This is a genomic window from Paenibacillus sp. ISL-20 (genome assembly GCF_018613005.1).
Taxonomy (GTDB): Bacteria; Bacillota; Bacilli; order Paenibacillales; family Paenibacillaceae; genus Paenibacillus_AQ.
Map to the genome: position 1 here is coordinate 1 of NZ_JAGGRD010000057.1, position 25,063 is coordinate 25,063.

Genomic DNA, 25,063 nt, shown 5'->3' on the forward strand with positions numbered 1-25,063 from the left:
AATGCTTTGTCCCCGAATTTCTTCCTTGACGAGAACCAATTCAAGAAATTGGGGACAACACCGATGGTAGGAACGATTCGTACGTGGAGCGTCTCACAACACATAAAGAGGAGAAACCTACCCCTTCCGGGTATCTCGGTACTCGGAAGGGGATTTTCCCATGATTTTTTTGAACAGTCGCGAGAAGTAGTAGGGGTCCTGGAAGCCGAAACGTTGGCTGATCTCCTTGACGCTCTGGCCGGTCAGGTCCAGATGCTGGCAGGCTCGCTGGATTTTGAGCCGCAGATAGTAATCGATCGGGGAGTAGCCCGTCGCTTCCTTGAACCGGAAGGTGAAGTGCGGAATGGATAGATTGGCGTTAACCGCCAGCTCCTTCAGGCTCACATGTCCCTCCAGGTGCTCCGTCATAAACCGAAGCGTCTGCTCCATGTCATGCTTATTTTGCTGATCCAGCCCCCGCTGCGGTTGGAGCCGGGCGAGGCGGATCAGAGCCGCCAAGTGGCCGGCGAGCTGCGAGACATGGATGATATGGTTCAGCGTATACCCTTTTTGCAGCAGATTGTAACTTTCATGAAACAGCTCCACGATGCTCCTTGACTGATCGACCGGAAGGACGGCGGGTTCCGCCGAATGGCTAAAGCCCTCAAATAATAGGCCCGCATTCGTCCCCTTCATATGCCACCAGTAAATACTCCAGGGATGAAGCTCCGAGGATGCATATTCATGCGGCGTATCCGGAGGGATGACGACCGCCTGCCCCTTGAACAGAGAATAGGTTTTGCCGCCGTTGACCCGGTACCAGCCTTCACCTTCTACGCAGTAGATTAAGATATACGCGCCGCTGCCCTCCGGGCGTTCCCGGTAGTGATGAAGCGCACGCGGAAAGTATCCGATGTCAGTTGCGTGCAGCGGTTCCACAAGCGGATGGCGGGCCGCCTCTTTCATAATATGATCCGGGAGGACAATGATTTTCTGAGACGCGAATCCGTCTGATTTTCGTATGGTATCCATAGCTTTACTATGTATCGGGGCGGCAGTCTTGTCAACCTGATGGAGAGCAAGATAATCAGAATATAATCCATCATGAACATGATATCGTCAATGGCTCTGCGGGCAGGCGGGCTTATAAGATAGAGACATGAAGCAGCCAACGCTGATATTAATGGAGGGATGACGAATCATGACAAAACAACGGCAAGTGAGCGTACGGGAAGAGACTGTGGAGATTCCCACGTATGAAGTGGGGAAACCGGACCTGAACCCGATGTTTTTGGAGAAACGGGTGTATCAGGGGAGCTCGGGGCGTGTCTATCCGCTGCCGGTCATCGATAAAATTTACGATGAGAAAGTATTAAAAACCTACCGGATCATTTTCCTTGAAAATGATTACGTGCAGATTCAGATCATGCCGCAGATAGGCGGCCGCATCTACCGGGCCATCGATAAAACCAACAACTATGATTTTGTATACCACAATCAAGTGATCAAGCCGGCTTTGGTTGGCCTTGCGGGTCCATGGATATCAGGAGGAATCGAGTTCAACTGGCCGCAGCATCACCGTCCGAACACCTTTGGCGAAGTAGAGTGGAGACTTGAGGATCATCCGAATGGCAGCAAGACGGTATGGGTCGGTGAGATCGACCGGATGTACGGCACGAAGGTGTCTACCGCCTTCACGCTGCATCCAGGCAAGGCGTATCTGGAAATTCATGCGCAGATGTACAATCGGACCTCGGAGCCGCAGACTTTTCTGTGGTGGGCGAATCCGGCCGTAGCAGTCAACGATCATACCCAATCCGTATTTCCACCGGATGTTCACGCGGTGTTCGACCACGGGAAACGGGACGTGTCCAAATTTCCGATCGCAACCGGGACGTATTACAAGCAGGACTATTCGGCGGGCGTCGATATTTCCATGTACCGCAACATTCCCGTTCCGACATCCTATATGGCCTATCATTCGGATTATGATTTCGTCGGCGGATATGACCATGGCTTGAAAGCGGGGATTCTGCATGTCGCCAATAAACATATATCTCCCGGCAAAAAACAGTGGACATGGGGGCACGGCGAATTCGGCCAGGCCTGGGATCGCAACCTGACCGACGAAGACGGCCCGTACATCGAGCTCATGACCGGCGTGTATACCGATAACCAGCCTGACTTCACCTGGCTGGCGCCATATGAGGAAAAAAGTTTTAAGCAGTACTTCATGCCCTATAAAGACATCGGGCTGGTGAAGAACGCGTCCATTGACGCCGCCGTAAATCTCGAAGTTCACGACCATAAAGCCGTTGTCCATGTCTATGCCACCTCGGTTAGGGAAGGGGCTCGCATCCTGGTGACCGGAGCGGGACGCACCTATTTGGATCGGAAGGTCAAGCTGTCGCCGGCCGACACCTTCCATGCCGTGATCGATCTGGATCCCGGTGTCAATGAAGAAGATGTGCGGGTCGCGGTATTCGCTGCGGACGGCAAGGAGTTGGTCGCTTACCAGCCCAAGCCGCGTACCTTGGAGAGGACGCCGGACCCGGCCACGGCAATTGGCAAGCCGGAGGACCTGAAGAATACCGAAGCGCTGTTCTTGGCAGGGCAGCATCTGGAGCAGTACAGGCACGCAACCTATGAACCGGAAGCCTATTATATAGAAGGTCTTCGGCGCGATGCCGGAGACGTCAGGCTGAACAATGCCTATGGTTTGCTCCTGCTGCGCAGAGGGTGCTTCACGCAAAGTGAGACTTATTTTAAAAAAGCTATTGAAACCTTGACCCGCCACAATGCCCGGCCCTATGACAGCGAACCGTTCTATCATTTAGGCAAAGTCTTGAAGTGGCAGGGCCGTTTGGATGAAACGTACGCTTATCTGTACAAGTCGGTCTGGTCGGGGGCTTGGCAAGGCGCCGGATATCTGGCTTTGGCCCAGATTGCCTGCGAGAAGCGGGAATATGAGGAAGCGTTCGAGCTGATCGAACGATCACTGGCTGCCCAGTATCGTAATTATAAGGCGCGGCATCTCAAGAGTTTCGCCTTAAGAAAGCTGGGACGCTTGGCGGATGCGAAGTCATGGCTTGAGGAAACGCTCAAGCTGGATCCCATGGATGCGGGCGCGATGAACGAGCTGGCAGCCGTATATCAAGAACAGAAGCAAGAGGATAAAAGCCGGCGGGCTTATGAATCGCTTGCCCAGCTCCTGCGCGATGATCCGCACAATTATATCGCCTTGGCTCAGGACTATGCGGAAGCAGGCCAATATGCCGACGCTTTGGATGTGTTGCAGCGCATCGAACGCCTTACAGGGCCTGCCGTATATCCGATGGTTTATTACTATCAGGGCAGTTATTTAATGAAGATGAACCGAGCGGAGGAGGCAGCTGCTTGTTACCGATTGGCCTCAGCGGCCGATCCGTCGTACTGTTTCCCGAATTCCCTGCATGATTACGCGACGCTGAAGCAGGCGCTCGCCCTACACCCTCAGGATGCGAAGGCTTTGTACTACTTGGGGAATCTGCTGTACGACAAGAAGCGCTACGATGAAGCCACAAGCAGCTGGGAAGCTTCGGTCGCTCTGGATGGCAGCTTCGCTACGCCGCATCGGAATCTGGCGCTCGCTTACTATAACAAGATGCAGGACCACGACCAAGCATTGGCATCCCTGCAAACCGCCTTCTCGCTCAATCCGGCGGACGCCAGGGTCTTCTACGAGCGGGACCAGCTGTATAAAAAGCTTGGTCATGCTCCGGCCGATCGCTTGAAAGCGATGGAGGAGCACATGGAGCTGGTCGAGCAGCGAGATGATTTATATCTGGAATATTTGACGCTGCATAATACGCTGAATCGTTATGAGGAGGCATTGGCATTGATTCTGAAACGCAACTTTCACCCATGGGAAGGCGGCGAGGGAAAGGTACCGGCCCAGTATGTGTTGGCCCGGGTGGAGCTAGCGAAGCAGCTGCTTCAGGAGCATCGCTACGAGGATGCCGTAGAGCAGCTGCTTGCTGCCAAGCAATATCCGCTCAACATCAATGAAGGGAAACTCACGGGAGCGCAGGAGAATAACATCGATTATTATCTGGGCTTCGCATACGAAGGGCTTGGCCGGTCTGATGAGGCGGAGGCGTACTTCCTAAAATCTTCGGAGGGGCGGGATGAGCCGACCAGTGCGATGTATTACAACGATCAGCCGCCGCACATGATTTTTTATCAAGGGGCCGCGCTGCGGAGGCTGGGCCGAGAGAATGAAGCCCGCAGCCGGTTTAACAAGCTGATTGATTATGGGGAGAAGCATATATTCGAGCCTCAGAGCATCGATTACTTTGCAGTCTCGCTGCCGGACTTCCTGGTGTTTGATGAAGATCTGGACCGAAGAAACGAAATTCATTGCCGTTATATGATGGGGCTTGGGCATCTTGGCCTCGGTGACCGGCAGTCCGCGGAGAACCTGTTCCGCGAAGTGCTGCAGCTGGAGGCTCACCATCAAGGAGCTGCGTTGCATTTGGCGCTTTGCGAGACGTTTATTTAAGGGATCGACACTTCATTCTCAAGGGCCGTTATGAACGGTCCTTGAGAATCTGTGCATTCCGGGTGATGCATTGACTAAAACGGAGGAGGATGACGATGATGATCTGGAGCAAAGGGATGCTCGATGGATATGAGGTTTGGACAGGGTGCAAGGAGGTGATGGAGATGGTCGTGGTGCCTGAACTCGGAAGCAGGGTCATCTCGCTTCGCAATCGAAAGACTGGCCGGGAATGGCTGGTGCAGCCTGCTGGAGCTCTGGAAACGAACGGGTATGCAAGCTCATTCGGAAAGCGGGACGGCAGCGGCTGGGACGAAATGTTTCCAACGATCAATGACTGCCGGTATCCAGCGTATCCATGGGAAGGAACGGAGCTTCCGGATCATGGCGAGGTATGGTCCATTCCATGGAAGGTGCGCAGCGAGCAAGAACAGCTACACTGCAGCGTGCAGGGAATCCGAATTCCCTATCAGCTGCGCAAAACCTACTCCTTCCCTCGTGAAGATACCCTGCGGATCGATTATGCCGTTCATAATTCGAGTCCGTTCCCATTTTCTTTCCTGTGGGCCGCGCATCCATTGTTTCAAATCGATGAAGGCGCAGAGATTATTGTTCCTCACGAGCTGAGGGAGATCATCGTATCGTACTCGGCGAACGGTCGGTTGGGAGAATTCGGCGATATTCGGAAATGGCCGCAGCCATGGGATGAAAAGCTCCATATTCGCTTGAATCGAACCGAGAGCAGGCTTGAAGCATCGGCGGAGAAGTTTTATTTTGCAGGCGAGCTGCCGGATGGGCAAGCTTCCATTTACGATCCGGTTGCGGGAGAAGGACTCCGCATGACGTTTCCTAAAGAGCAGGTGCCTTATTTAGGGATATGGGCCAATTACGGTGGCTATCAGGGACAGTACCATCTTGCGCTGGAACCAGCGACGGGGCTGCTCGATGATCTCTCGTATGCCATGCATCGTCAGGCAGCGGCCGAAGTGCCGGCCGGCGGCACGTATACGTGGTACCTTGAGATTAGCTGGATCGACGGACAGAAGAACGAAGTGAAGTCTACTTGATGGAAAGTGAACCGACAAACGCTTAAGCATAAGCCAATTCACGAATGCGCTGGTTGGGATTGTCCGTAAATAGTCCCCCATGATAACAGATCACCTTATGGATGTCATAATGAGTGAGCTTTTGCAACGAAAGCTTGGCTGACGCCATGTCATATGTAGTTGCCGGATCCGGCCCGACCAACCGTCCATTGATCACGTTCAGGGCATCTGCGGCAATCCGGGTTTTGCTCGGTATATGATATAAGCTGGTATGGCCCGGGGTGTGGCCCGGCGTATGGATCACGATGATACCGCCGCCAAACGGCAGTTCCTCGCCGTCGCGCAAAATGCTGTTCACTGGGGCTGTGGGAGGATTCTCCAGCGTTTGCTTAAACGCATTCCTCCACTCCGGCGGAACGTGATCCGGCATCGAAGCCAGCGCTTGTGTAATGGCCTCGGGCGATAATTTGACAAGCCTTGTATCTCCTTCGATATAAGGCTTGTCAATTTCGCTGGCGAACACTTCCGGGGCGTGGTTGCTGTGCTGGATCATGGCCGGCAAACTGCCGTTATGATCCAAATCCTGGTGTGTTATAATAATTTTGCTTACATCCTGGACGGAAACCCCGATGTCCGATAGCTGCTCCTGAATAATCGGGAACTGGCCGGGATAGCCGGTATCGATAAGCACCCGGTTCTGATGATCCCATATGAATGTTGGATGGATCGTTTCGATTCGTCCCATCATGGCTGCGGAAATTTCCAGCATGGCAATGCCTTGATCGATTTGCATGTTACATACCTCCACGTATAAAGGGTTCTTCCCGTGTTTATCTTTCCGGGAGAGATGAGTAGAAGTAGATTATCAAATCAGCAAACTCATGTAAATAGTAAAATATTATATTATAACATAAAAATAATTATTCGTCAACATTTAATTCGTTGATCAAAACCTCTTTAATAAATGAAATGTCCGGCTCGGTATACATAGCTTGACTCCAAGACGTAGACTGCTCACAAGGCTGGATCTCATCTCGCTATTGAGGAATTAGTAATTGCTGGTATAATCCTTGAAAAGAGGAAAAGAGAGACGAAGTAGAGAAGGAGAGAGATCAGCAATGAACACGACGATTGAACTGAATAACGTAACCTGGCAACGGGAGCAGAAGACCGTTCTTGCAGGCGTGGATTGGACCGTACAGCAAGGAGAGCATTGGGCGGTTCTTGGGCTGAACGGCTCCGGAAAGACAACCATTTTGAATATGATTAACGGTTATATCTGGCCGACCAGCGGTACGGTTTCGGTGCTCGGGCATCGTTTTGGCAGGGTGGATTTAAGAGAATTGCGTAAATCAATTGGCTGGGTCAGCTCCTCACTGCAGGAAAGAATCCGCCCGAGCGAATCCACGCTGGATGTCGTGATTAGCGGTAAACATGCCTCGATCGGCCTGTATCAGAAGGTGGATGAAGCGGACCGGGAACAGGCCGAGCAGCTCATGAAGGATTTTAATTGTATTCATCTGCTGGGTCGTACATACGAAACCTGTTCGCAAGGGGAGAAGCAGAAGCTGCTGATCGCTAGGGCGCTTATGGCTTCTCCAAGGCTGTTGATACTGGATGAGGCCTGTAACGGACTGGATTTTCTGTCGAGGGAAGCGCTGCTGTCCAGCATTACGGCACTGGCTTCAAAGCCCGATGCGCCGACCCTGCTATTCGTTACGCACCATATCGAAGAAATACTGCCGATCTTCTCGCACTCGTTGCTCATCCGCCGGGGCACAGTATTCGGACAGGGGAGCTCCAAGGATATGCTGACAAGCGGGAATTTGACCTCGTTTTTTGAGACGCCGGTTGAGGTGAGTTGGCAGAACGATCGCGCCTGGATGTCCATTCCGGATTTAAAATGAAGGCTCAAGGCTCGCGAGATATTCATGTCTTAGGAGAGTGACCATTGTGCCAAGTCGAATCATAGCGAATCGAAGGCTGTTCAATCAAGGAATAACAGGTATGAAGCCTGAGAGTCCAGAGCAAGTCGTAAGAGGGCTCGGCGCTGTGCAGGCCCAGGATTTTCATCAAGCGGTATGGGGAATCGGTCTCCGTACACATTCTGCCAAGCTGTTCGATGTGGAGCAGGCCATGATCGATCGCAAGATCGTGCTGACCTGGCCGATGCGAGGGACGATATTCTTCGTGCCTGCGGAGGATGCCAAGTGGATGCTGAAGCTGACGGCATCGCGCTTTCACACGCATGATAAGAAGAAGCAGGCGGAACTTGAGCTTGACGAAGGTACGCTCCATCGATGCCGCACGATCATTCGCAACGCGTTGAGTGGCTGTACCCGCGTATCCCGTCCCAGACTGATGGAGTTGCTGGAGGAAGCGGGGATCAGCACCAAGAATGGCCGCGGTTATTTCATTCTCGGATATTTGGGACGGACAGGCATGATCTGTTTCGGCCCGCATGAAGGTAAACAGCAGAGTTTCGTGCTGCTGGATGAATGGGTCCCGAATTCGAGGGAGCTAACGCTTGAAGAATCGCTGGCGGAGCTTGCGCTTCGTTATTTTACAGGCCACGGGCCCGCAACGATTCAGGATTTTGCGTGGTGGGTCGGATTAACGCTGACAGAAGCTAAACGAGGCTTTGAGGCCGTAAAATCAAACCTTCGTTTAGATTTTGTCAACGGCATGGAATACTGGAGCTCTGTTACAATACCGGCCGTGTCCACTGATACGGATTCGGTGGTTCTGCTTCCGGGTTTTGATGAATATTACTTGGGTTACAAGGATCGCAGCGCGATCATAGAGACAGAGCACGATGCGAAGATCGCTCCCCATCGCAACGGGGTTTTTCAACCGATGATGGTGGCAGGCGGGGAAGTGGTCGGTGTCTGGAAGCGGGAGATCAAGCGCAGCGGCATCGAAATCGCATTTAGTCCGTTTTTGCCAAGGAATGATCGAGAAGAGGAGTTTATGAAAGCTGCCAAGCAGTATAGCGATTTCATGGGAATGCCAATTGCACGAATAGAATGGAACCAAGCTCTCTAAGCTTATTGGCTGAGAGGGCTCTTAGGAGGAATAGCGTATGGAGTCAATCATGAAGCTGGAAGCATTGATTACCGAAATGACAGAGATTGTAACGGCGACTAATGAGGTGGAGTTCAATCTGAAGCTTGCGCCCGATAAATGGTCCAAGAAGGAGATCCTGGGTCACCTTTGCGATTCAGCGGTAAATAACCATATCCGGTTTGTAAAAATTTTGCTGTCCGATTATCCGATTGCCATTCAGGGGTACGCGCAGAACGATTGGGTCCGGGTGAACAATTACCAGGATCAATATGATCAATCGGAAGTGTTGTCACTGTGGCAGCAGATGAACCGGATGATTCTGCGTGTCATGCAAAAAGCCGATTCATCAGATTTTCAGAAAAAATGCGTGCTGCCTGATAAAACGGAGGTCACACTGGAGTGGTTGTTTAACGACTACGTGGATCATATGATCCATCATTTGGAGCAAATCGAGCTTTAATGCCTGTAGTATAAATAGGTGCATGACATGAAACGGAAGGTGTTCCTCGATGTTCAAAGTACTGAATCTCGCCCTCCGATTTATATTGGAATTGATTCTGTTGTTTTCGATAGGTTACTGGGGCTTCCATTATGGCTCCGGGCTCATGGCACAGGTTGCACTCGGTATTGGGCTTCCACTGCTTGCAGCCGTCATCTGGGGCATGACCATCTCTCCGAAAGCAAGGATCAAGCTGCCGCTTGCCGTGGTGTTGCTTATCGAATTTCTTATATTTGCAACCTCGGTGGCATGCCAGGTATCCTCGGGCTTTATAACGTTTGCCATTGTGTTTGCATTTGTGGCTCTGGTGAACCGCCTCATCGTGATAAAATGGAGGATGCAGCCTTAGTGAGTATATTGCAGATTTACATGGAGATGTACCTAGTGGGAGGTGGATGATACGGCTACCATCGGCCTTATTAGACACGGAATAACGGATTGGAATGTTCAGAATAGGGCTCAGGGACGGAGCGATATTCCTCTTAATGCTGAGGGGAGGCAACAGGCTCAACGAATCGCTGAGCGCTTAAAGAAAGAGTCTTGGGAGATCATCATCTCAAGTCCCTTGATCCGTGCCAGAGCTACTGCGCGGATCATTGCTGAAGAGATCTCTGTGCTTGATATCATGGAAGATCAACGGATTTGCGAGATCGATTGCGGTCATATTGAAGGAACTACAGAGGAAGAGAGACTGGTGTCTTGGGGGCACTCCTGGCGAGAACTGGACTTAGGTATGGAACGTTATGAGGATGTTGCTGAGCGGGGAGCTCAGTTTTTGGAGGAATGGAATTGCCCCTTATTCAACTGCACGGAGCATTTATAAATCCTCTAAAAAGGCTGCCTACGTCTGATAATCAGATGGAGGCGGTCTTTTTGCATTGGATTCAGGTTTAATTTAAAAGACGAATTAAAGTCACGTCCTTTAGTGGTTCAGGATGATATGATGGTTGAAAGAAAAGCCTATGTTCGGCTGCTGATATCTCTCAGTAACGTAGCGAATGGAAATGCCAGTGTGATCATCTAAAATCCTGCAGGTAAAGGAGAATGAACTTATGACTTTGAAAATCGGTATGATTGGTTTGGATACATCGCATGTCTCCATTTTCTCGAAAATGCTGCATGACAAGGCGCATCCCTATTATGTACCCGGCGCACGGGTTACAGCGGCATTTCCCGGAGGATCACCGGACTTCGAGCTTAGTATAAGCCGGGTGGACGGGTATACCAAGGAACTTGTTGCGTGGGGAACCGAAATATTGGATTCTCCGAGAGACGTGGCCAAACAGGTCGATGCGGTCATGCTCGAAGCGGTCGACGGAAGGTCGCATCTGTCCTTGTTTCGCGCGATTGCTCCTCATTGCCAAATGGTATTTATTGATAAGCCGTTTGCGGTGAGCAGTAAGGACGCAATAGAAATTGCCGAACTGGCGGCGCAGTTTCAGGTTACCGTTATGAGCAGCTCGTCACTTCGATATGCGCAAGGACTTCAGGATGAATTGGCTAGCGGCGGTGTAGATGATATCATTGGCGTGGACTGCGCCGGACCGCTGCCCCTTCAACCTACACAGCCTGGATTTTTCTGGTATGGAATCCATGCGGCGGAGATGCTTTACCGTGTTCTCGGACCCGGATGCGTAAGCGTGCATGTCGCTGCGACCGAATTGCATGAGGTATTAACAGCGGTTTGGAATGACGGGAGAGTCGGGACGATTCGGGGAAATCGGGCAGGTAACGAACGCTTTGGGATGACCATTCATCGAACAGAGTCTAGCAGCTTTGTGGACATCATGGCGCATCCGAAACCCTATTATGCGAGTCTGCTGGAACAGATCATGAAGATGTTCACGACAGGTGTCTCGGATGTTCCTTTATCTGAGACGCTGGAGATCATTCGTTTTCTGGAGGCTGCGAATGTCTCTCGCGAAACGGGAGAAACCGTGAGACTGGATGATAACGATCGAACAGGAAGTTAAAAGAATTAACGATATGTGTTAATGGATGGAGGTTATCTGGGAGGTTGCTGCGATCACCCGATAGCCTTTTTGACCTGCAATTATACATAATATTCCCATTTTGACTTCGTTAATTGTATGATAGACAGATCAAGAAAATTCAGCAGCTATTCATTAGCCGTGTGGAGAGGTGGTTTTTATGACGTATCATATTCGGGTGAGACCGACAGCGTTAGTCTTTCAGAATGAGCATGTTCTATTGGTCGAGTATGTAGATGAGAACGGATTGCATTACAATTTGCCAGGGGGCGGGGCCGAGTCGGGAGAGTCGATCGCTGAGGGTGCCTTGAGAGAATTGTATGAGGAAACCACGCTGGAAGCACAGACTGGACCTGTTGCATTTGTGTATGAGAATGCTCCGCATAAACAGTCTAGAGATAACATATCGGGCATTCACACGCTATACATCGTGTTTGAATGTTATCCACATGAAGGATCATCCCCGAAACTTCCGGCTGCGCCAGATCCGAATCAAACCGATGTGAAATGGATTCCGCTCGAGCAGCTGGACGACATTATTTTGTATCCGAATATTAAGAAGCACATTAAACAGTATGCACAGGAACGCCGAAATATTGAAATAATCGAAGATTACGTATTGGATAAATATGTTTGAATTCATTTTCACAGGAGACCTCAATGAAATCGCATGTTAAAATGATCGCCTTGATCCTCCTCATTGGATACACCATGTTGCTAACTTACTGGATGATCTGGGGATTCGGGAGGACCACACAATCGGAATTTAGTTATAATCTGGTGCCATTTTCGACGATGGCAAGCTATTTCCCCATTCGCAGCTTGGCTTCATTGATCAATATCGTTGGGAATATCGCTGTGTTTGTGCCTTTCGGGGTGTTGATTCCAGTTGTATTTCGAATTCGATTCGTTAAGATGCTGGGTTTCTTTTTAGTCGGGTTATTCGTGCTTGAAATGGCACAGCTGATCTCCCGGCGGGGAAGCCTGGATGTGGACGATTTTATTTTGAACTCGGTAGGTGTTACGATTGGTTATGGTTTGCTTGGGGTCATTATGAAATCGAGGAGCAGATAACCGTAACCGCATATTTCGATCATACATAAAATAGTGTATAACAGGCAGCAGAATGGCTTAACTACGATGTAGGAAAGTCATTCTGTTTTTTTATTTGTGGCTGATTTAGTTGTGTGAAAGTTACATTCTCTACTTGAGCTGGATGACGGTGGGATGGGGAAATGTGGGAAAAACTATTGTTCGATCAGGAACCGGAGCTTACAATGATATGAGGGATTGGAAAATGTTGTGTGGAAAGGTGTGTGTCTAGGATGAGGGATTCCGTGTTTAGTAAGTTGACTCATGGCATAGAGTTTACATATAACCTAAGGGATGATGTAGAAGCTTTTCTCATCAAGCATGGAGAGCAGGAAACGTTTGAGCATATCATGGATGTAGTTCGAGAGGCGTTAGCCATCGCACCGTTATTTGATGTAAACCCAGATGTAGCCCGGCAGGCGGCGCTGCTGCACGATATCAGCAATGCTATTTCGGTAAGTGAAATGAAGGAGGCCGCGGAAGAATGGTCTCTACCCATTATGGAAGAGGAACACCGATATATCAGGATCATTCATCAGAAGCTTTCCATGGAAATGGCTCAGCGTATCTTCGGCTGCACTTCTCCGGACATATTGAACGCTATTGAATGCCATACAACGTTAAAAGCCGGGGCAAGCCAATTGGATAAGGTATTATTCGTTGCGGATAAGATCTCTTGGGAACTTGAAGGCGATCACGCCTATCAAGCGGACATGCGCACTAAACTGGACGAACTGGATTTAGACGGAGCGGCGCTTGTGTATTTGGACCATGTATGGAATCAACGTGACAAAATGAAATTGGTGCATCCGTGGTTAATCGCAGCCAGAAGTGAGCTAATTAGCCAAAGAGTATAATCATTTGCTGATCGGAGTCCATAATTGAATGCAATCTTGATTTTTTAAGGAGGTATATTGATGGACGAAAACCAAGTGGCCGGTTTTTGGATCCGGCTAGGCGCCAATCTTCTGGATGGAATCATCGTGAGCCTTCCGTTATGGTTCATTGCAGGTTTGATCACTGGGAATTTTGAGAATGAGCCGATCAATAATTTGATTTATGGTCTGTATGCCATTTTGGTGCCCGTGTATTGGAATGGTTATACCATCGGCAAGCGTTTATGCGGAATTCGCATACGCAAATTCGATTTTCTTGAGCCGCCGGGCATAGGAACGATGCTGCTCCGCAACCTCGTAGCGGGAATTGTGTATACGCTAACGTTTGGAATTGGTCTCATCGTGAGTATCTTTATGGTTGCGATGCGCGAGGATAAGCGTTCCCTTCACGATTTTATCGCCGGTACGGAAGTTGTGTATGATTAGGAGATGAAGGGGTGTGTGCATTTTTTGCGACTACTCATCAACAGACGGCTGACGTTCACCATGATTGTTATGATGATATTGATTTCAGGCTGCTATGAGCAGAGAGCAGACGATTTCTACGATGCGGAGCGTGTAACGGAAGAAGAAAGGGAAATCCGCGAGACAGACTATATTCAAGTTCCATATGAGCAGCTTCTATATACCAAAACCGCCTCGGAATTTACTTGGCAGTCCCGTTCGGTAGAGCATCTTGATCCGGGTATTCAACAGCTTTATGATGACAGCATAAATAGGGCTCCCGGCGGGTGGGTGCTTAAGGAAACGAGTCAGGAAATTTATATGTTGATTAGCGGAGGACAGCTTCCGTCGGCAAAAGGTTTTCGGATCGCATCCATGAAGATGACCAGCGAACAGATAGGGGATCCAAAAAATCATCTATATATCACTTTAGCTTCACAAGCAGATGATGGGACGGAGGATTACCCTGGCCAGGCAAGCGTCACATCATTGATCCGAATACCCAAATCAGGCTTACCTGCTGGAGCCGCAATTCAAGGCGTTTCCATGACTGGAGTTGATTAGATATCGGGTTCACGATAAAAGGGATTATTTTTGATATGGATAATACGCTGCTGCATTCCAGCATTGATTTTGGCGCGATGAAGAGGGACATCTACGCCTTTCTATGCCATCACAGAATCTTGCCCCAAGGTCTGTCTATGGACACCCATACGACCTCAACCATTATTGCTGAAGCCATGAATACAGGGCTGCTGTCGGAAGATCTTCGTCAGGCGATGTGGAATATTGCCAAGGAACATGAGATGAGAGGGATGATGGGTGCAGAACTAGAAGCGGGCGCAAGCGAGCTTGTTCAGCACTTGCATGGGCAGATGCATCTGGCCATTGTGACGAATAATGCGGTGGAAGCAGCGATGGCCGCATTGGAAGAGAACCGGATTGTGCAATATTTTGATCTCATTATTGGCAGAGAAGCCATGGGCTTGTTAAAGCCGGCACCTGATGGTTATTTGGAGGTACTGAAGCACTTCCCTCATACATCACCGAAGGAATGGTTGTCTGTCGGAGATGCCTGGGTGGATGGCAAGGCCTCCGAGAGCGCCGGAATTCCATTTATCGCCTATCGCGGGGACACCGCCAGAATGAACAGCATGGGTGTTTTTCCGCTTGCCGAGATTCAGCATATAAAAGAAGTTATAGATTATCTTCAGCCGCGTATCACTAAATAAATCTCGGAGGTGCCATTTCCTAGACAAGTTATGCCATATTGATGACTCTATAGAATTCCTTTACCCTCTCCAACTTAGAAGTTGTATAATCATGGAAGATGTCTAAATCATAATAAAGGCCCAGTCTTAGAAAGAGCTACTCTATGGCTGGGTTTTGTCACATACTGGACGGCGAAGGAGGCATTGCTTCATGATGAAGAAAAGAGCGTATATTACCGACCTGGATGGCACGCTTCTACGATCAGATCAGACACTCTCACCCTATACTAGGGATGTTATCGCGAATGCGCTGGAGCAGGACGTGGTCGTCACGTTTGCTACTGCCCGCGGCTATATTAGCGCTCAAAGCGTCGTCTCGGAAATCTCCTGGAAGTACCCGCTGATTCTATATAACGGCGCTTTGATATATGACGGGGTGAATCAAACTGTAATCGATGGTTCCTGGCTTGAACGGGAGATTTCAAATGAGATTATCGACGTGGGGAGGAAGTTTGGTATTACTCCTTACTATTTTTCATTGGATGTGGATCATCGTGAGCGTGTTTTGCATGAGGCGCTGCGGAGAGAGGGAGAGAAGGCTTTTTATCATAGTCGGCCCCATGATCCGCGATTTATGGAAGTGAAGACCCTGAACTGTCCGCCGGATTACCGGACGCTAGCTCTTACATACATTGGACTTTTTGATGAATTGGAGCCGATACGGTGCGAGGTCATGGAATTATTCGGTGATGTGATTCATGCACATATGATGCCGGATTACTATATCCATAACCACTTTTTCCTGGAATTTAGTCATGCTAAAGCAAACAAAAGAGACGGACTGCAATTATGGTCCTCCCATATGGGTATTGATCTGGAGAGCACGGTGGTCTTCGGCGACCACATCAATGATGTGGGGCTATTTGAAGCCGGAGGCACCCGGATTGCGGTGCGAAACGCGCATGAAAGGATTCGGCAGCTGGCTGACCATATTATCGACTCGAATGAGCTTGATGGAGTCGCCCATTATATCCAGCAACAGATCGAACTGTCGGGAGAGCATACCATTATATCCACTCTGGGAGGACAATTATGACGTTGAGAACGTCACAGTTCATAAACCTTCTGTCTTATCGAAATTAACTTTAACCAGTTCGGTAAAAGCGGAAAATGCCTTGTTCCTGAACCGGTCGTTGCGCCGGATCAGGCTTGTCGAGGTATGCCGGAACGCTTCCGGGATCGAGAAGCTGCCCATATTCGCAAATTCTCCGCTCAAGACGGAGGTGGGGAGCAGCGTAGCGGCAAGACCTGATCGTACGATGCCTAACTGGGTCTCTAACGATGAGACTTCGATCATATTGGTTAGCGGAATTCCTTCGCTTAACAGCCACCTTTCGAGAATGCTTCGAAACGGGCATCCCGCCGGAGCAACGGCCCATTTGGTCACCGCAAGATCGGGAAAGGGCTGTTCCTTCGATTTGATCAGCAGTTTGACCTCGTCCTCTTCTACATAATCGGCAACCAGCTTCGGCGGAATGTTTCCTGTCACAAATGCACCGTCCAGCTGGTAGTTTAATACTTGTGCAATCAGCTCCGAAGAGCTGCCGGTCAAGAGCGATAGCGTGACGTCCGGGTACATGGTTTGATAGTCCGACAAGGATTTAATGAAATGTCCGCAATGCACCGTATCCACGACGCCAATGGTTAAAGAACCGCTTGGATAAGGCGTTTCCTGTACAGCCCGCACCGCTTCTTCAGACAGATTGAGAATGGTACACGCATAGTCCCGGAACATCCGTCCTTTTTCCGTCATAGTCACTCCATTGGAGTGTCTGTTGAATAAGGGAACCCCCAGTTCATTCTCGAGCTTTTTGACCCGGGCCGTAACATTGGACTGCACATACCCAAGTTGCTCCGCAGCGCGGGTAATATTCCCTTCATCGGCAATCCTCAGAAAAACCTTCAGATCGGTAAGCTCCATCTAAACCTTCCTCTCTCCTTCAGGCATCACTAAAAATGATGACATCATTATTATTTATCATTATACGGTATGCCATTTTTAGATTACAATCACAACTACATCATAAATATTTTCATGCAAATATAGAGTGGAAGGATGTTGGAGGATGAAAAAGGCATGGTGGCTCTTATTATTGGCGGGGGCACTGGAGGTTGTATGGGTATCCGGTTTGAAGCATTCCGATACCTGGTGGCAGTGGATCATTACCATCGCTTCAATTATATTCAGCTTTAAAGTTTTTCTGGACTCTGCGGCTAAACTTCCCATCGGTACGGTCTATGTGATTTTCACAGGACTTGGGACAGCCGGTACGGTGCTGGTGGAGATCGTCGTGTTTGGCGAGCAGGCGAATCCCATCAAGCTGCTGCTGATTGGCATGTTGGCTGCAGGGGTGTTGGGACTCAAACTGGTCACGAAGGATACGGATAACCAGGCGAAGGAGAGTGGTGCGTAATGGAATGGATCGCTCTGATCGCCGCAGGGTTATGTGAAGTGTTGGGTGTGATCGCCTTAAGAAGGGTGAGCCTGACTCGCAGCTTGGGCTCCTACATCTTTTTAGCGTGTTCGCTTGGTTCGAGTTTCCTGCTGCTGACGTACGCGATGGCCTTTATTTCCATGGGCACCGCTTATGCGATTTGGACGGGAATGGGGACGGCCGGCAGCACCCTGCTTGGGATGTTTGCGTTTGGTGAACCGAAGGAAGCGCGTCGGGTTTTCTTCATTGCTTTAATCCTGGCTTCAGCGATTGGTCTTAAGATCATCACGTAACCAATCGGGGCGTGTAGAATTTCATAGACCTGTGAAGGATATTGTGATTAGCATATAGAATTTAGATATAGTTTGGTGTTTTGAATCCATGCGATCAGACGCCAGGATGCATTTTTACATGGGAAAGGACAGGTGTATCTTATGAAATTCAGCGAGTATCGCTATGAACGCCCCGACGTAAAAGCTTTTGAGCAAAAGTTTAAGGAACAACTGAACGCCTTCACCTCCGCCAGCACGTATGAGGAGCAAGACCAGGCGATGACCCACATTAACAAACTCCGCAGTGAGATGGATACCCTGAGTCAACTGGTGTATATACGGCACTCGATTGATACGAACGACGAGTTCTATAAGGCAGAGCAGGATTTCTTTGACGAGAATGGACCCGTGATCCAGGAATACATAACGGATTATTATCGTGCCCTCGTGGATTCGAAATTCAGAGCCGAGCTTGAGAACAAATGGGGGCGGCAGCTGTTCCAGCTGGCAGAGCTATCACTCAAAACCTTCAGCCCTGAGATCATTGAGGATTTGCAGCAGGAGAACAAACTGACGACTGAATATTCGAAGCTGATCGCTTCCGCCAAAATTCAGTTCGAAGGCGAAGAGCGTACCCTGTCGCAGTTGATTCCTTTCCAGCAATCGACGGATCGTAATATGCGTAAACGTGCTATGGAGGCGTCCAGCGGCTTCATGGCTGAGAACGAAGCAAACTTCGACCGTATCTATGATGATCTGGTTAAGGTGAGAACCAAGATTGCCAAGAAGCTAGGCTTTAACAACTATGTAGAGCTTGGTTATGCCCGCATGGCCCGTACGGATTATAACGCGGAGATGGTCGCTAATTTCCGCAACCAGGTGCTGGAGCATATCGTTCCCGTTGCGACCAAGCTGAAAGAACGTCAGCAGAAACGAATCGATGTGGACCAACTGCTGTACTACGATGAGAACTTCTCATTCAAATCGGGGAATGCAACACCTAAGGGTGACCCGGATTGGATCGTAAACCATGGTGCGAAGATGTATGAAGAATTGTCTCCGGAAACTCACGAGTTCTTTACCTTCATGCAGGAGAACGGCCTGATGGATCTGGTTGCCAAAAAAGGCAAGCAGAGCGGCGGATACTGTACCTATATTAGTGAGTACGGCGCACCGTTTATTTTCTCCAACTTTAACGGGACTTCCGGTGATATTGATGTGCTGACGCACGAAGCCGGTCATGCGTTCCAAGTGTATGAGAGCAGAGGTTTTGAGGTGCCGGAGTATGGGTTCCCAACCTATGAGGCGTGCGAAATCCATTCCATGAGCATGGAGTTCTTCACATGGCCGTGGATGGACCGCTTCTTCGAGGATGAGGCGGATAAATACCGCTTCGACCATCTCGCGAGCGGACTCATCTTCATTCCTTACGGGGTCACCGTTGATGAATTCCAGCACTTTGTTTATGAGAATCCGGATGCTACGCCAGCTGAACGGAAACAGGCATGGCGTGAGATTGAGCGGAAATATCTGCCGCACCGGAACTATGATGACAATTCCTATCTGGAGCAAGGCGGCTTCTGGCATAAGCAGGGTCATATTTTTAGCTCGCCGTTCTATTATATCGACTATACGCTGGCTCAAATTTGTGCATTCCAGTTCTGGAAGAAGATGCATGAGGATCAATCCGCTGCATGGGCAGATTATCTGAACCTGTGCCGTCAAGGTGGAAGCAAGTCCTTCACCGAATTGGTGAAGGTGGCAGGCTTGATCTCCCCATTCGAGGATGGCTGTGTCACTTCCGTCATTGGCAGCATCGAAGCTTGGCTGGACAGCGTAGATGATGCAGCTCTTTAAATCGTAAATAAGTATGGCTAAGACATGCAGGAGAACACGACTGAGTACGTACTTTACTTAGGTGTTCTTCCTGCATGTTTTTAATAGAGAGCATCTCTACATATTCCATACTCACTCATGACTCTTGATTAGGAGGATTAAACATTGATCACATACAAACCGTTAAGCGAGCTTCCGATTCGGGAAGTATCGGAGCTCTGGAATCACTCGTTTGAAGGATACATGGTTAACGCCTCGATGCCGCTGGACCGCTTCATTGCCCGTATCGGAAATGATGGTCTTTGCATGGAGAGATCACTCGCTTGTTACATGAATGGCGTACCAGCCGGCATCGTCATGAACAGTTTTCGGGAGGAAGATGGCGTTAAGATTGCACGTAACGGCGGGACAGCGATAGCTCCCGATTTCCGGGGGAAAGGAATCGGCAAAAACATGATGGAGAAAAACGCCGAGCTCTACGTAGAACAAGGCGTCCATCGTGCCTATTTAGAGGCGATCAGCACGAATGCGCCAGCGATCCGTCTTTACGAAAGCGTTGGGTATGAAATCATCGACCGGCTTCTCATCATGACGAATGAACAGACCATTGAGGAGCAGCGTGTGCAGAATACACCTTCACCATACACACAAGTCAGAGGCCTAGCTGCGGAGGCTGCCTCCGTGGCTTTCTATCGATCCGGTGAAGTCTGGCAGACAGACGCTTCCAGTATCAAGGACGGCGAATGCGTTATTGTATATGAAGGGGAAGAACAGGTAGGCTTTGGTTTGTTTAAGCGGGTGTTCGATGCCCAAGGTCGTTTGGCAGCAATTACGCTGTTTCGTTGTGAGGCTGCTCCAGGACACCCCGATGCAGAAGCTGTAATGAAGACGGCAGTACTGGAGATGATACAACCCGGTTATGCCTGCAAGCGATCTGCATTCAACATCCGGGCTTCGCATCAGGAACTGGTGAACGTGCTGCAGGCGTTTGGATTTACGAGCTCGATGGAGCAGGTGCTTATGGTTCATGAATACAGCACTATATAGGTTGTATGAATATTTGTAATGTTCGAGAGGAATTGCGTGCATGAGAAAAAACACGGATATGAGCCTGTACCGGGCTCTCTCGAATGATATCCATTGGGGCGTGGTGCGAGCCAGGTTTGTGCTTAGCGAAGTTTTCGATAAATCGAAGGTTAGCAATGTCACGATCCTTCCGTTTGCCGGGGATCGCTGCATTATTTTTCAGGTAGCGGATGGAAGCTGGGAGCTCCCAGGAGGAACCCTGGAACCCGGAGAGTCCTATATGGATGGACTTAGACGGGAAGTTCGAGAGGAGCTGGGTGCAGAGCTTGAGTCATATCGGGTCTTCGGCCAGTTTCGTTGTGAATCCAGCAGCAAGACTCCCTATCGGCCGCATATTCCCCATCCTCATTTTGTTCGATTGGTAGGTTACGGGGATGTACGCATCGTCGGAGAGCCGCTAAATCCCGAAGATGGCGAGCAGGTCATCGCGGTAGAGGCGGTTGATTTGGAGGAAGCTGTTAAGCGATTTGAAGAGACGGGCAGGCAGGATATTGCAGATCTGTACAAGCTGGCTTATGCCATACGTCAAGCAGACGGTTTAATTTAGTTAAAACGATGAGTTGCATACTAGGTTAGGGAGGGAACCATTGATGAAAGAAACAACCACCATCTACCTCGTAAGACACGGACAGACCGAGTGGAATGTGCAACACCGATTTCAAGGACATCTGGATTCGCCGCTGACAAAGCTGGGCATTCAGCAAGCGGAATGGCTTGGCGAAGCCTTACAGCATGACCCTATTGATCTCATCTATTCGAGTACCAGTAACAGAGCATTTCATACAGCCGAGATTATTAGAGGGAACCGAGATGTGCCGGTTACGGCTTGCGATGAATTCAAAGAAATTAATCTGGGCGTATGGGAAGGACAAACCCAGGAACGGATCGGCGAATTATATCCTCAGCAGCTAGATCATTTCTGGAATCATCCGGAGCTGTTCGGCGTCCCGGGCAGCGAGACTTTCGACGAGGTCAGAGAACGTGCGGTTAACAAGCTTGTCGATATTGTCGGTTCGAATCCAGGCGCAAGCATTTTGCTTGTCACGCATACTGTGGTGGTCAAGCTGTTAATGGCTTATTTTGAAGGGAGAAGCATGGACCGGCTGTGGGATCTGCCCTATATCCACCCGACATGCCTGAGCAAGATTGAACTGACGGATGAGGTGCCTTCCATCCTCCTGCATGGGGATGTCAGTCATTACAGGGAAAAACAGGGTGCGTAATGATCGTTCGCTGGCTCGCCGACATTGGATGAAGGAGCTGTGTCATGACTCTTTATCAATTTATTCATCGGATTGCCAGCTGCCGGAGGTTAATCCGGGTTGGCCTTAGATCCACTTATGTAAGTAGCACAGATGAATCATATGTTCCTTCTGGCCTTGATAATATTCGCAACGTTAATAACTGCCTTATTCTGGAGTGAAGTGAATGAACATAGGAAGGTTTGTACATGTGTTTTACGATCGCTCAAGGGGGGATTTTGACTCTAGCGATATGGGTAGGAGTATCATAATCAGTCTATTTTATCCGGCAGAGACTAATGCAGAGAGTCCCACGGTCTCATCGTACGCTCGATTGTTTGATCCCTGTGCTGAAATGGCACTCGCTAGCCTTAAAGAGATGGGGGCGGATGAGGATCATATTAAATCGATAGGATTTCCGGTGGTGAATCAAGCCGAGCCCATGTATACAGCTGAGAAACGCCCGGTTATTCTCTATGTTCCTGCCTTTGGGATTGTAAGAGATATGTACATGTTTCAAATCGAAAATTTAGTCAAGCAGGGATTTATCGTGGTAACGATTGGAGCGACTGACGAATCCATGTTTTCTATTTATCCTGATGGTCGCTTTATCAGACAAACGGAAAAGATGTCATCCATCGAAAGTACTGATACTGTTCTGTGGGACGAGCTGTTGCAGGCAAGAGTGGAGGATATTTTGTATACGGCTGCTCATTTGCAAGAGCTAGAGTCTTGTTTTTCATCCCCATTGATGGACATGGAACGGATCGGTCTGGTTGGACATTCCTTGGGCGGGGCAGCTGTATTTGAAGCCGTGAAGAGAAAAGCGGATTTCAGGGCAGCGATTTTGCTGGATCCCAGCTTTCATCTTCTCCATCTGCAGGATAGAGCTGATATCGCAACTCCGTTTTTGGTGATGCGGCAAGAAAAATGTACCCATAAGGAACTCCAACCCCAATTTTCAGAAGCGATCTTGAATCCATTTGTCGATGGGTATGAAGGGTTGTATTATTATTTGTCTGGGTATATGTCCTGTTTAAAGGTAGAGGGCGCCAATCACATGACCTTCAGTGATGTTCCCCTACTGTTTAAAGAGGGTGAAGTATCGCAGGTTCAAAGGACAATTAGTCTATACGTGACAGCATTCCTTCGTGAGTATGTGTCGAACAAGTTACACGAATATCAGGGGGTATTGCTGAGTGAGACCATGAAACAGGATGGGGTTTATAAGATTGATCATAAGGGGAACGCGCTGGAAAAAAATGAGGTGTAGACATTGGAACACTTATTTCTGGAGCTGTTGCAGCATTATGTTCATGGACCTGTGCATTCGATCGAGACCGTGCCTTTCGGCATGACGAATGACTCCCGAATTGTCGTAATGAACCAAGGGAAATACGTTGCAAGAATATACAATCGTCATACGAAGAATGAAGAGAGATTGCGGTTCGAGGTTGAATTAACAGCTTATCTGGAGCGTTGTTCCTTATCGTTTGATGTTCCAGGTTTCGTCTCCTGTAAGGATGATGCGAAGTACGTGGTTCTGTCGGACGGTTCCTTGGGCTCCCTGACACGCTTTATCGAAGGAGTGGTCCCTGATCTATCCTGCATGTCCGATGTGCTTAGTTATGGACGGACCGTTGGGGAAATATCATATGCTCTTCAGCAATTCGAATTGAATTCCGTTGATGTGGTTTGTCCTGAGATTGCGTTCCATGAAGTTTACAACCTTCATTCTCTAGCCAATCAGACGAACATTTATGAGTTTTTGACATGTCCTCCTTTTGAGATTGATGCCGAACAGATAGCTGTTTTGCAAGGATACTATGAATCTGGGTTGAACCATGCAGTTGAACTGAATGTACTGCCTAAGCAAATGGTCCATCATGATATTTTAGTTTTTAATCTCTTGATCGATCCCCAGTCCAGGGAGATGAGCGGTGTATTGGATTTTGATTTTGCGGCTATGGACTTACGGATATGGGAACTATCCATCTGTCTGAACCATCTTCTTCAGCAAGAGGACCAGACCCTGACGAAGGTCGAGTTGTTTTTAGATGAATATCGAAAATATATGAGGTTAACCCGAGCAGAGATCCAGTGGATTCCCTATATCATGGAGTTATATTATGTTTCATTATTAAGCATCTATATCGGACAGCATTTGGCCGGAAGGAACATCGCCTCCTATTTTCACCTGATGTTGAAGCAACTTCTGATCAGAAGTGAATGGATGGAACGGAACCAACATGAGTTTGCTGAATTGTTGTATTCGAAATGTCTATGAATGTGTAACGTCAACAACTTCTAGGATGTGAACAATGCTGTGAGATTACCATATAAAATAGGATATGCCGTTACATTGGTATGGCTGGTTTGGATTGTGTACGGGTATGTGAATTACGATGTTATGGCAGACCGGGGTCAGCTCTCCATCGTCCTGCTGAGCGCTGTGATTGGCATTATCCTGCTTCCGATTTATTTTATATCCGTGCTGCTGTTCTATGTTTACAAACGAGGTCCGAAAAAGAAGAAATAAAGGGGGGCGTTATCTTGAGGGATCGATATCTATATTTGCTTGGAGGACATTCCTTTCAAACAGAGACCAATAGACAATTTGTAGAGCAAGCGGGCGGTTCCAACGCTAGAATCGTTTTATGCATCATGAACAGACCGGGCTGGGAGGAGTATGTTCCCCTGTTTCAGCAGATGTGGACAGAATCAGGTGCCCAGGATATGCAGGTGATCGTTCCTGATGAGGATGGGATCCTGGACATGGAACAGGCTGAACAGGTGTTGTCACAGGCCACGGGGATATTTATTGGCGGGGGCAACACGGAGAAATATCATCACTATTACGCGACCGGTCGTTTTAAAGATCTGCTGATCAACTGTTATGAGAACGGTGTTCCCATTGCGGGGAATTCAGCAGGTGCCTTGATTCTTCCGGAGATCTGCCTCATATCGCCGCTGGATAATGAACAGAGCGTAATGCTGTTTAAGCAAGGGGTAGGGTTACTTTCGAATGTATTGATCAGCGTTCACTATACGGAGTGGAGCGACCAGTCCAATCTGCTGGAGGGTATGAGAACTAAGAAGGTGAAGCGTGGGATCGGCATTGATGAGCAGGCATGTGCCGTTTTTATCAATGGGCAGCTGGCGTATGCTTTGGGCGAATCCGTCCATGAAGTAATCTTCGAGGATTTTGACCCGGATCAATATACGATTGTAAAGGGGCAGTCCCATAAGTAGGTTTACTCACTTGGCTGACGATTCGTCAGATTAAAAAATGTGTCAAATGAGGAAATGGCGGTGCTCAGGATGTTATCCTTGCACCGCTATTTCTTGCTCTTCGGTCCGTTGCTGCTTGCT

28 protein-coding genes are annotated in these 25,063 nt (G+C 49.0%); 25 read left to right on the forward strand and 3 right to left on the reverse strand.

Annotated features, from left to right (window positions below; all coding sequences use genetic code 11):
* Positions 1-117: 117 nt before the first annotated feature.
* Positions 118-1,011 (reverse strand): AraC family transcriptional regulator, encoded by an 894-nt coding sequence (locus tag J7E85_RS27445; protein WP_215163121.1) that lies wholly within the window; start codon positions 1,009-1,011, stop codon positions 118-120.
* A 169-nt stretch (positions 1,012-1,180) separates the two neighbouring features.
* Between J7E85_RS27445 and J7E85_RS27450 the strand changes: the two genes are divergently transcribed.
* Positions 1,181-4,519, forward strand: coding sequence for a DUF5107 domain-containing protein (locus J7E85_RS27450; RefSeq protein WP_215163122.1), 3,339 nt, complete (start codon positions 1,181-1,183; stop codon positions 4,517-4,519).
* Positions 4,520-4,617: 98 nt separating this feature from the next.
* Positions 4,618-5,583 (forward strand): aldose epimerase family protein, encoded by a 966-nt coding sequence (locus J7E85_RS27455; protein ID WP_215163156.1) that lies wholly within the window; start codon positions 4,618-4,620, stop codon positions 5,581-5,583.
* Positions 5,584-5,605: 22 nt separating this feature from the next.
* Here J7E85_RS27455 and J7E85_RS27460 read toward each other — a convergent pair whose 3' ends face one another.
* Entirely contained in the window at positions 5,606-6,355 is a 750-nt protein-coding gene (locus J7E85_RS27460) for an MBL fold metallo-hydrolase (protein WP_215163123.1), read from the reverse strand.
* A 325-nt stretch (positions 6,356-6,680) separates the two neighbouring features.
* Here J7E85_RS27460 and J7E85_RS27465 point away from each other — a divergent pair, with 325 nt between their 5' ends.
* The 13 genes from J7E85_RS27465 to J7E85_RS27525 all read left to right on the forward strand — a co-directional run bounded on the left by J7E85_RS27465 (position 6,681) and on the right by J7E85_RS27525 (position 15,857).
* Positions 6,681-7,469: an ABC transporter ATP-binding protein gene (locus tag J7E85_RS27465; protein ID WP_215163124.1), complete on the forward strand. Its 789-nt coding sequence runs from the start codon at positions 6,681-6,683 to the stop codon at positions 7,467-7,469.
* 46 nt (positions 7,470-7,515) lie between these two features.
* Positions 7,516-8,607: a winged helix DNA-binding domain-containing protein gene (locus J7E85_RS27470; protein ID WP_215163125.1), complete on the forward strand. Its 1,092-nt coding sequence runs from the start codon at positions 7,516-7,518 to the stop codon at positions 8,605-8,607.
* A gap of 37 nt (positions 8,608-8,644) precedes the next feature.
* The gene (locus J7E85_RS27475; RefSeq protein ID WP_215163126.1) at positions 8,645-9,088 is read left to right on the forward strand and encodes a DinB family protein; all 444 of its coding nucleotides are present in this window, start codon (positions 8,645-8,647) and stop codon (positions 9,086-9,088) included.
* Positions 9,089-9,137: 49 nt separating this feature from the next.
* Positions 9,138-9,476 (forward strand): YrdB family protein, encoded by a 339-nt coding sequence (locus J7E85_RS27480; protein WP_215163127.1) that lies wholly within the window; start codon positions 9,138-9,140, stop codon positions 9,474-9,476.
* 42 nt (positions 9,477-9,518) lie between these two features.
* Complete coding sequence (locus J7E85_RS27485; RefSeq protein WP_215163128.1) at positions 9,519-9,950, forward strand: histidine phosphatase family protein; 432 nt, start codon at positions 9,519-9,521, stop codon at positions 9,948-9,950.
* 229 nt (positions 9,951-10,179) lie between these two features.
* Positions 10,180-11,100, forward strand: coding sequence for a Gfo/Idh/MocA family protein (locus J7E85_RS27490; RefSeq protein WP_215163129.1), 921 nt, complete (start codon positions 10,180-10,182; stop codon positions 11,098-11,100).
* Positions 11,101-11,278: 178 nt separating this feature from the next.
* The gene (locus J7E85_RS27495; protein ID WP_215163130.1) at positions 11,279-11,755 is read left to right on the forward strand and encodes an NUDIX domain-containing protein; all 477 of its coding nucleotides are present in this window, start codon (positions 11,279-11,281) and stop codon (positions 11,753-11,755) included.
* A 23-nt stretch (positions 11,756-11,778) separates the two neighbouring features.
* A complete protein-coding gene (locus J7E85_RS27500; protein ID WP_215163131.1) occupies positions 11,779-12,192 on the forward strand; it encodes a VanZ family protein in 414 nt (137 codons plus the stop codon).
* Positions 12,193-12,467: 275 nt separating this feature from the next.
* Entirely contained in the window at positions 12,468-13,067 is a 600-nt protein-coding gene (gene yqeK / locus J7E85_RS27505; RefSeq protein ID WP_215163132.1) for a bis(5'-nucleosyl)-tetraphosphatase (symmetrical) YqeK, read from the forward strand.
* A gap of 60 nt (positions 13,068-13,127) precedes the next feature.
* Positions 13,128-13,532 carry an RDD family protein gene (locus J7E85_RS27510; RefSeq protein WP_215163133.1) on the forward strand — a complete coding sequence of 135 codons (405 nt, stop codon included), beginning with the start codon at positions 13,128-13,130 and terminating at the stop codon, positions 13,530-13,532.
* A gap of 69 nt (positions 13,533-13,601) precedes the next feature.
* Positions 13,602-14,114: a hypothetical protein gene (locus tag J7E85_RS27515; RefSeq protein ID WP_251036088.1), complete on the forward strand. Its 513-nt coding sequence runs from the start codon at positions 13,602-13,604 to the stop codon at positions 14,112-14,114.
* A gap of 14 nt (positions 14,115-14,128) precedes the next feature.
* Positions 14,129-14,782 (forward strand): HAD family hydrolase, encoded by a 654-nt coding sequence (locus J7E85_RS27520; RefSeq protein ID WP_353049567.1) that lies wholly within the window; start codon positions 14,129-14,131, stop codon positions 14,780-14,782.
* 193 nt (positions 14,783-14,975) lie between these two features.
* On the forward strand, positions 14,976-15,857 hold the full coding sequence (locus tag J7E85_RS27525) for a Cof-type HAD-IIB family hydrolase (protein WP_215163158.1): 882 nt from the start codon (positions 14,976-14,978) through the stop codon (positions 15,855-15,857).
* 18 nt (positions 15,858-15,875) lie between these two features.
* Here J7E85_RS27525 and J7E85_RS27530 read toward each other — a convergent pair whose 3' ends face one another.
* Positions 15,876-16,742 (reverse strand): LysR family transcriptional regulator, encoded by an 867-nt coding sequence (locus J7E85_RS27530; RefSeq protein ID WP_215163135.1) that lies wholly within the window; start codon positions 16,740-16,742, stop codon positions 15,876-15,878.
* 145 nt (positions 16,743-16,887) lie between these two features.
* Here J7E85_RS27530 and J7E85_RS27535 point away from each other — a divergent pair, with 145 nt between their 5' ends.
* The 10 genes from J7E85_RS27535 (at position 16,888) to J7E85_RS27580 (ending at position 24,943) form a co-directional block, all read left to right on the forward strand.
* Positions 16,888-17,235, forward strand: coding sequence for a DMT family transporter (locus tag J7E85_RS27535; protein WP_076325147.1), 348 nt, complete (start codon positions 16,888-16,890; stop codon positions 17,233-17,235).
* Positions 17,235-17,549, forward strand: a complete 315-nt coding sequence (locus tag J7E85_RS27540) for a DMT family transporter (protein WP_215163136.1) — start codon at positions 17,235-17,237, stop codon at positions 17,547-17,549. Before J7E85_RS27535 ends, J7E85_RS27540 begins: the two co-directional genes overlap by 1 nt.
* A gap of 141 nt (positions 17,550-17,690) precedes the next feature.
* A complete protein-coding gene (locus tag J7E85_RS27545; RefSeq protein WP_215163137.1) occupies positions 17,691-19,385 on the forward strand; it encodes a M3 family oligoendopeptidase in 1,695 nt (564 codons plus the stop codon).
* Positions 19,386-19,529: 144 nt separating this feature from the next.
* Entirely contained in the window at positions 19,530-20,411 is an 882-nt protein-coding gene (locus J7E85_RS27550) for a GNAT family N-acetyltransferase (RefSeq protein WP_215163138.1), read from the forward strand.
* Positions 20,412-20,451: 40 nt separating this feature from the next.
* Positions 20,452-20,997: an NUDIX hydrolase gene (locus tag J7E85_RS27555; RefSeq protein WP_215163139.1), complete on the forward strand. Its 546-nt coding sequence runs from the start codon at positions 20,452-20,454 to the stop codon at positions 20,995-20,997.
* Between the two features lie 43 nt (positions 20,998-21,040).
* The gene (locus J7E85_RS27560) at positions 21,041-21,673 is read left to right on the forward strand and encodes a histidine phosphatase family protein (protein WP_215163140.1); all 633 of its coding nucleotides are present in this window, start codon (positions 21,041-21,043) and stop codon (positions 21,671-21,673) included.
* A gap of 229 nt (positions 21,674-21,902) precedes the next feature.
* Positions 21,903-22,964 (forward strand): alpha/beta hydrolase, encoded by a 1,062-nt coding sequence (locus tag J7E85_RS27565; protein WP_215163141.1) that lies wholly within the window; start codon positions 21,903-21,905, stop codon positions 22,962-22,964.
* A gap of 3 nt (positions 22,965-22,967) precedes the next feature.
* Entirely contained in the window at positions 22,968-23,978 is a 1,011-nt protein-coding gene (locus J7E85_RS27570) for a phosphotransferase enzyme family protein (RefSeq protein WP_215163142.1), read from the forward strand.
* A gap of 39 nt (positions 23,979-24,017) precedes the next feature.
* Positions 24,018-24,230, forward strand: coding sequence for a hypothetical protein (locus tag J7E85_RS27575; protein WP_076325139.1), 213 nt, complete (start codon positions 24,018-24,020; stop codon positions 24,228-24,230).
* A gap of 14 nt (positions 24,231-24,244) precedes the next feature.
* On the forward strand, positions 24,245-24,943 hold the full coding sequence (locus J7E85_RS27580) for a Type 1 glutamine amidotransferase-like domain-containing protein (RefSeq protein WP_215163143.1): 699 nt from the start codon (positions 24,245-24,247) through the stop codon (positions 24,941-24,943).
* The last annotated feature ends 120 nt before the right edge of the window (positions 24,944-25,063 follow it).

Excerpts from the sequence above, each read along its gene's own strand:
- J7E85_RS27535 (WP_076325147.1), top strand. The coding sequence starts at position 16,888 with ATGAAAAAGGCATGGTGGCTCTTATTATTGGCGGGGGCACTGGAGGTT.
- J7E85_RS27545 (WP_215163137.1), top strand. The coding sequence starts at position 17,691 with ATGAAATTCAGCGAGTATCGCTATGAACGCCCCGACGTAAAAGCTTTT.
- J7E85_RS27525 (WP_215163158.1), top strand. The coding sequence starts at position 14,976 with ATGAAGAAAAGAGCGTATATTACCGACCTGGATGGCACGCTTCTACGA.
- J7E85_RS27480 (WP_215163127.1), top strand. The coding sequence starts at position 9,138 with ATGTTCAAAGTACTGAATCTCGCCCTCCGATTTATATTGGAATTGATT.
- J7E85_RS27515 (WP_251036088.1), top strand. The coding sequence starts at position 13,602 with ATGATGATATTGATTTCAGGCTGCTATGAGCAGAGAGCAGACGATTTC.
- J7E85_RS27475 (WP_215163126.1), top strand. The coding sequence starts at position 8,645 with ATGGAGTCAATCATGAAGCTGGAAGCATTGATTACCGAAATGACAGAG.
- J7E85_RS27445 (WP_215163121.1), bottom strand. The coding sequence starts at position 1,011 with ATGGATACCATACGAAAATCAGACGGATTCGCGTCTCAGAAAATCATT.
- J7E85_RS27465 (WP_215163124.1), top strand. The coding sequence starts at position 6,681 with ATGAACACGACGATTGAACTGAATAACGTAACCTGGCAACGGGAGCAG.
- J7E85_RS27560 (WP_215163140.1), top strand. The coding sequence starts at position 21,041 with ATGAAAGAAACAACCACCATCTACCTCGTAAGACACGGACAGACCGAG.
- J7E85_RS27495 (WP_215163130.1), top strand. The coding sequence starts at position 11,279 with ATGACGTATCATATTCGGGTGAGACCGACAGCGTTAGTCTTTCAGAAT.
- J7E85_RS27460 (WP_215163123.1), bottom strand. The coding sequence starts at position 6,355 with ATGCAAATCGATCAAGGCATTGCCATGCTGGAAATTTCCGCAGCCATG.
- J7E85_RS27450 (WP_215163122.1), top strand. The coding sequence starts at position 1,181 with ATGACAAAACAACGGCAAGTGAGCGTACGGGAAGAGACTGTGGAGATT.
- J7E85_RS27490 (WP_215163129.1), top strand. The coding sequence starts at position 10,180 with ATGACTTTGAAAATCGGTATGATTGGTTTGGATACATCGCATGTCTCC.
- J7E85_RS27530 (WP_215163135.1), bottom strand. The coding sequence starts at position 16,742 with ATGGAGCTTACCGATCTGAAGGTTTTTCTGAGGATTGCCGATGAAGGG.
- J7E85_RS27510 (WP_215163133.1), top strand. The coding sequence starts at position 13,128 with ATGGACGAAAACCAAGTGGCCGGTTTTTGGATCCGGCTAGGCGCCAAT.
- J7E85_RS27455 (WP_215163156.1), top strand. The coding sequence starts at position 4,618 with ATGATCTGGAGCAAAGGGATGCTCGATGGATATGAGGTTTGGACAGGG.
- J7E85_RS27555 (WP_215163139.1), top strand. The coding sequence starts at position 20,452 with ATGAGAAAAAACACGGATATGAGCCTGTACCGGGCTCTCTCGAATGAT.
- J7E85_RS27540 (WP_215163136.1), top strand. The coding sequence starts at position 17,235 with ATGGAATGGATCGCTCTGATCGCCGCAGGGTTATGTGAAGTGTTGGGT.
- J7E85_RS27500 (WP_215163131.1), top strand. The coding sequence starts at position 11,779 with ATGAAATCGCATGTTAAAATGATCGCCTTGATCCTCCTCATTGGATAC.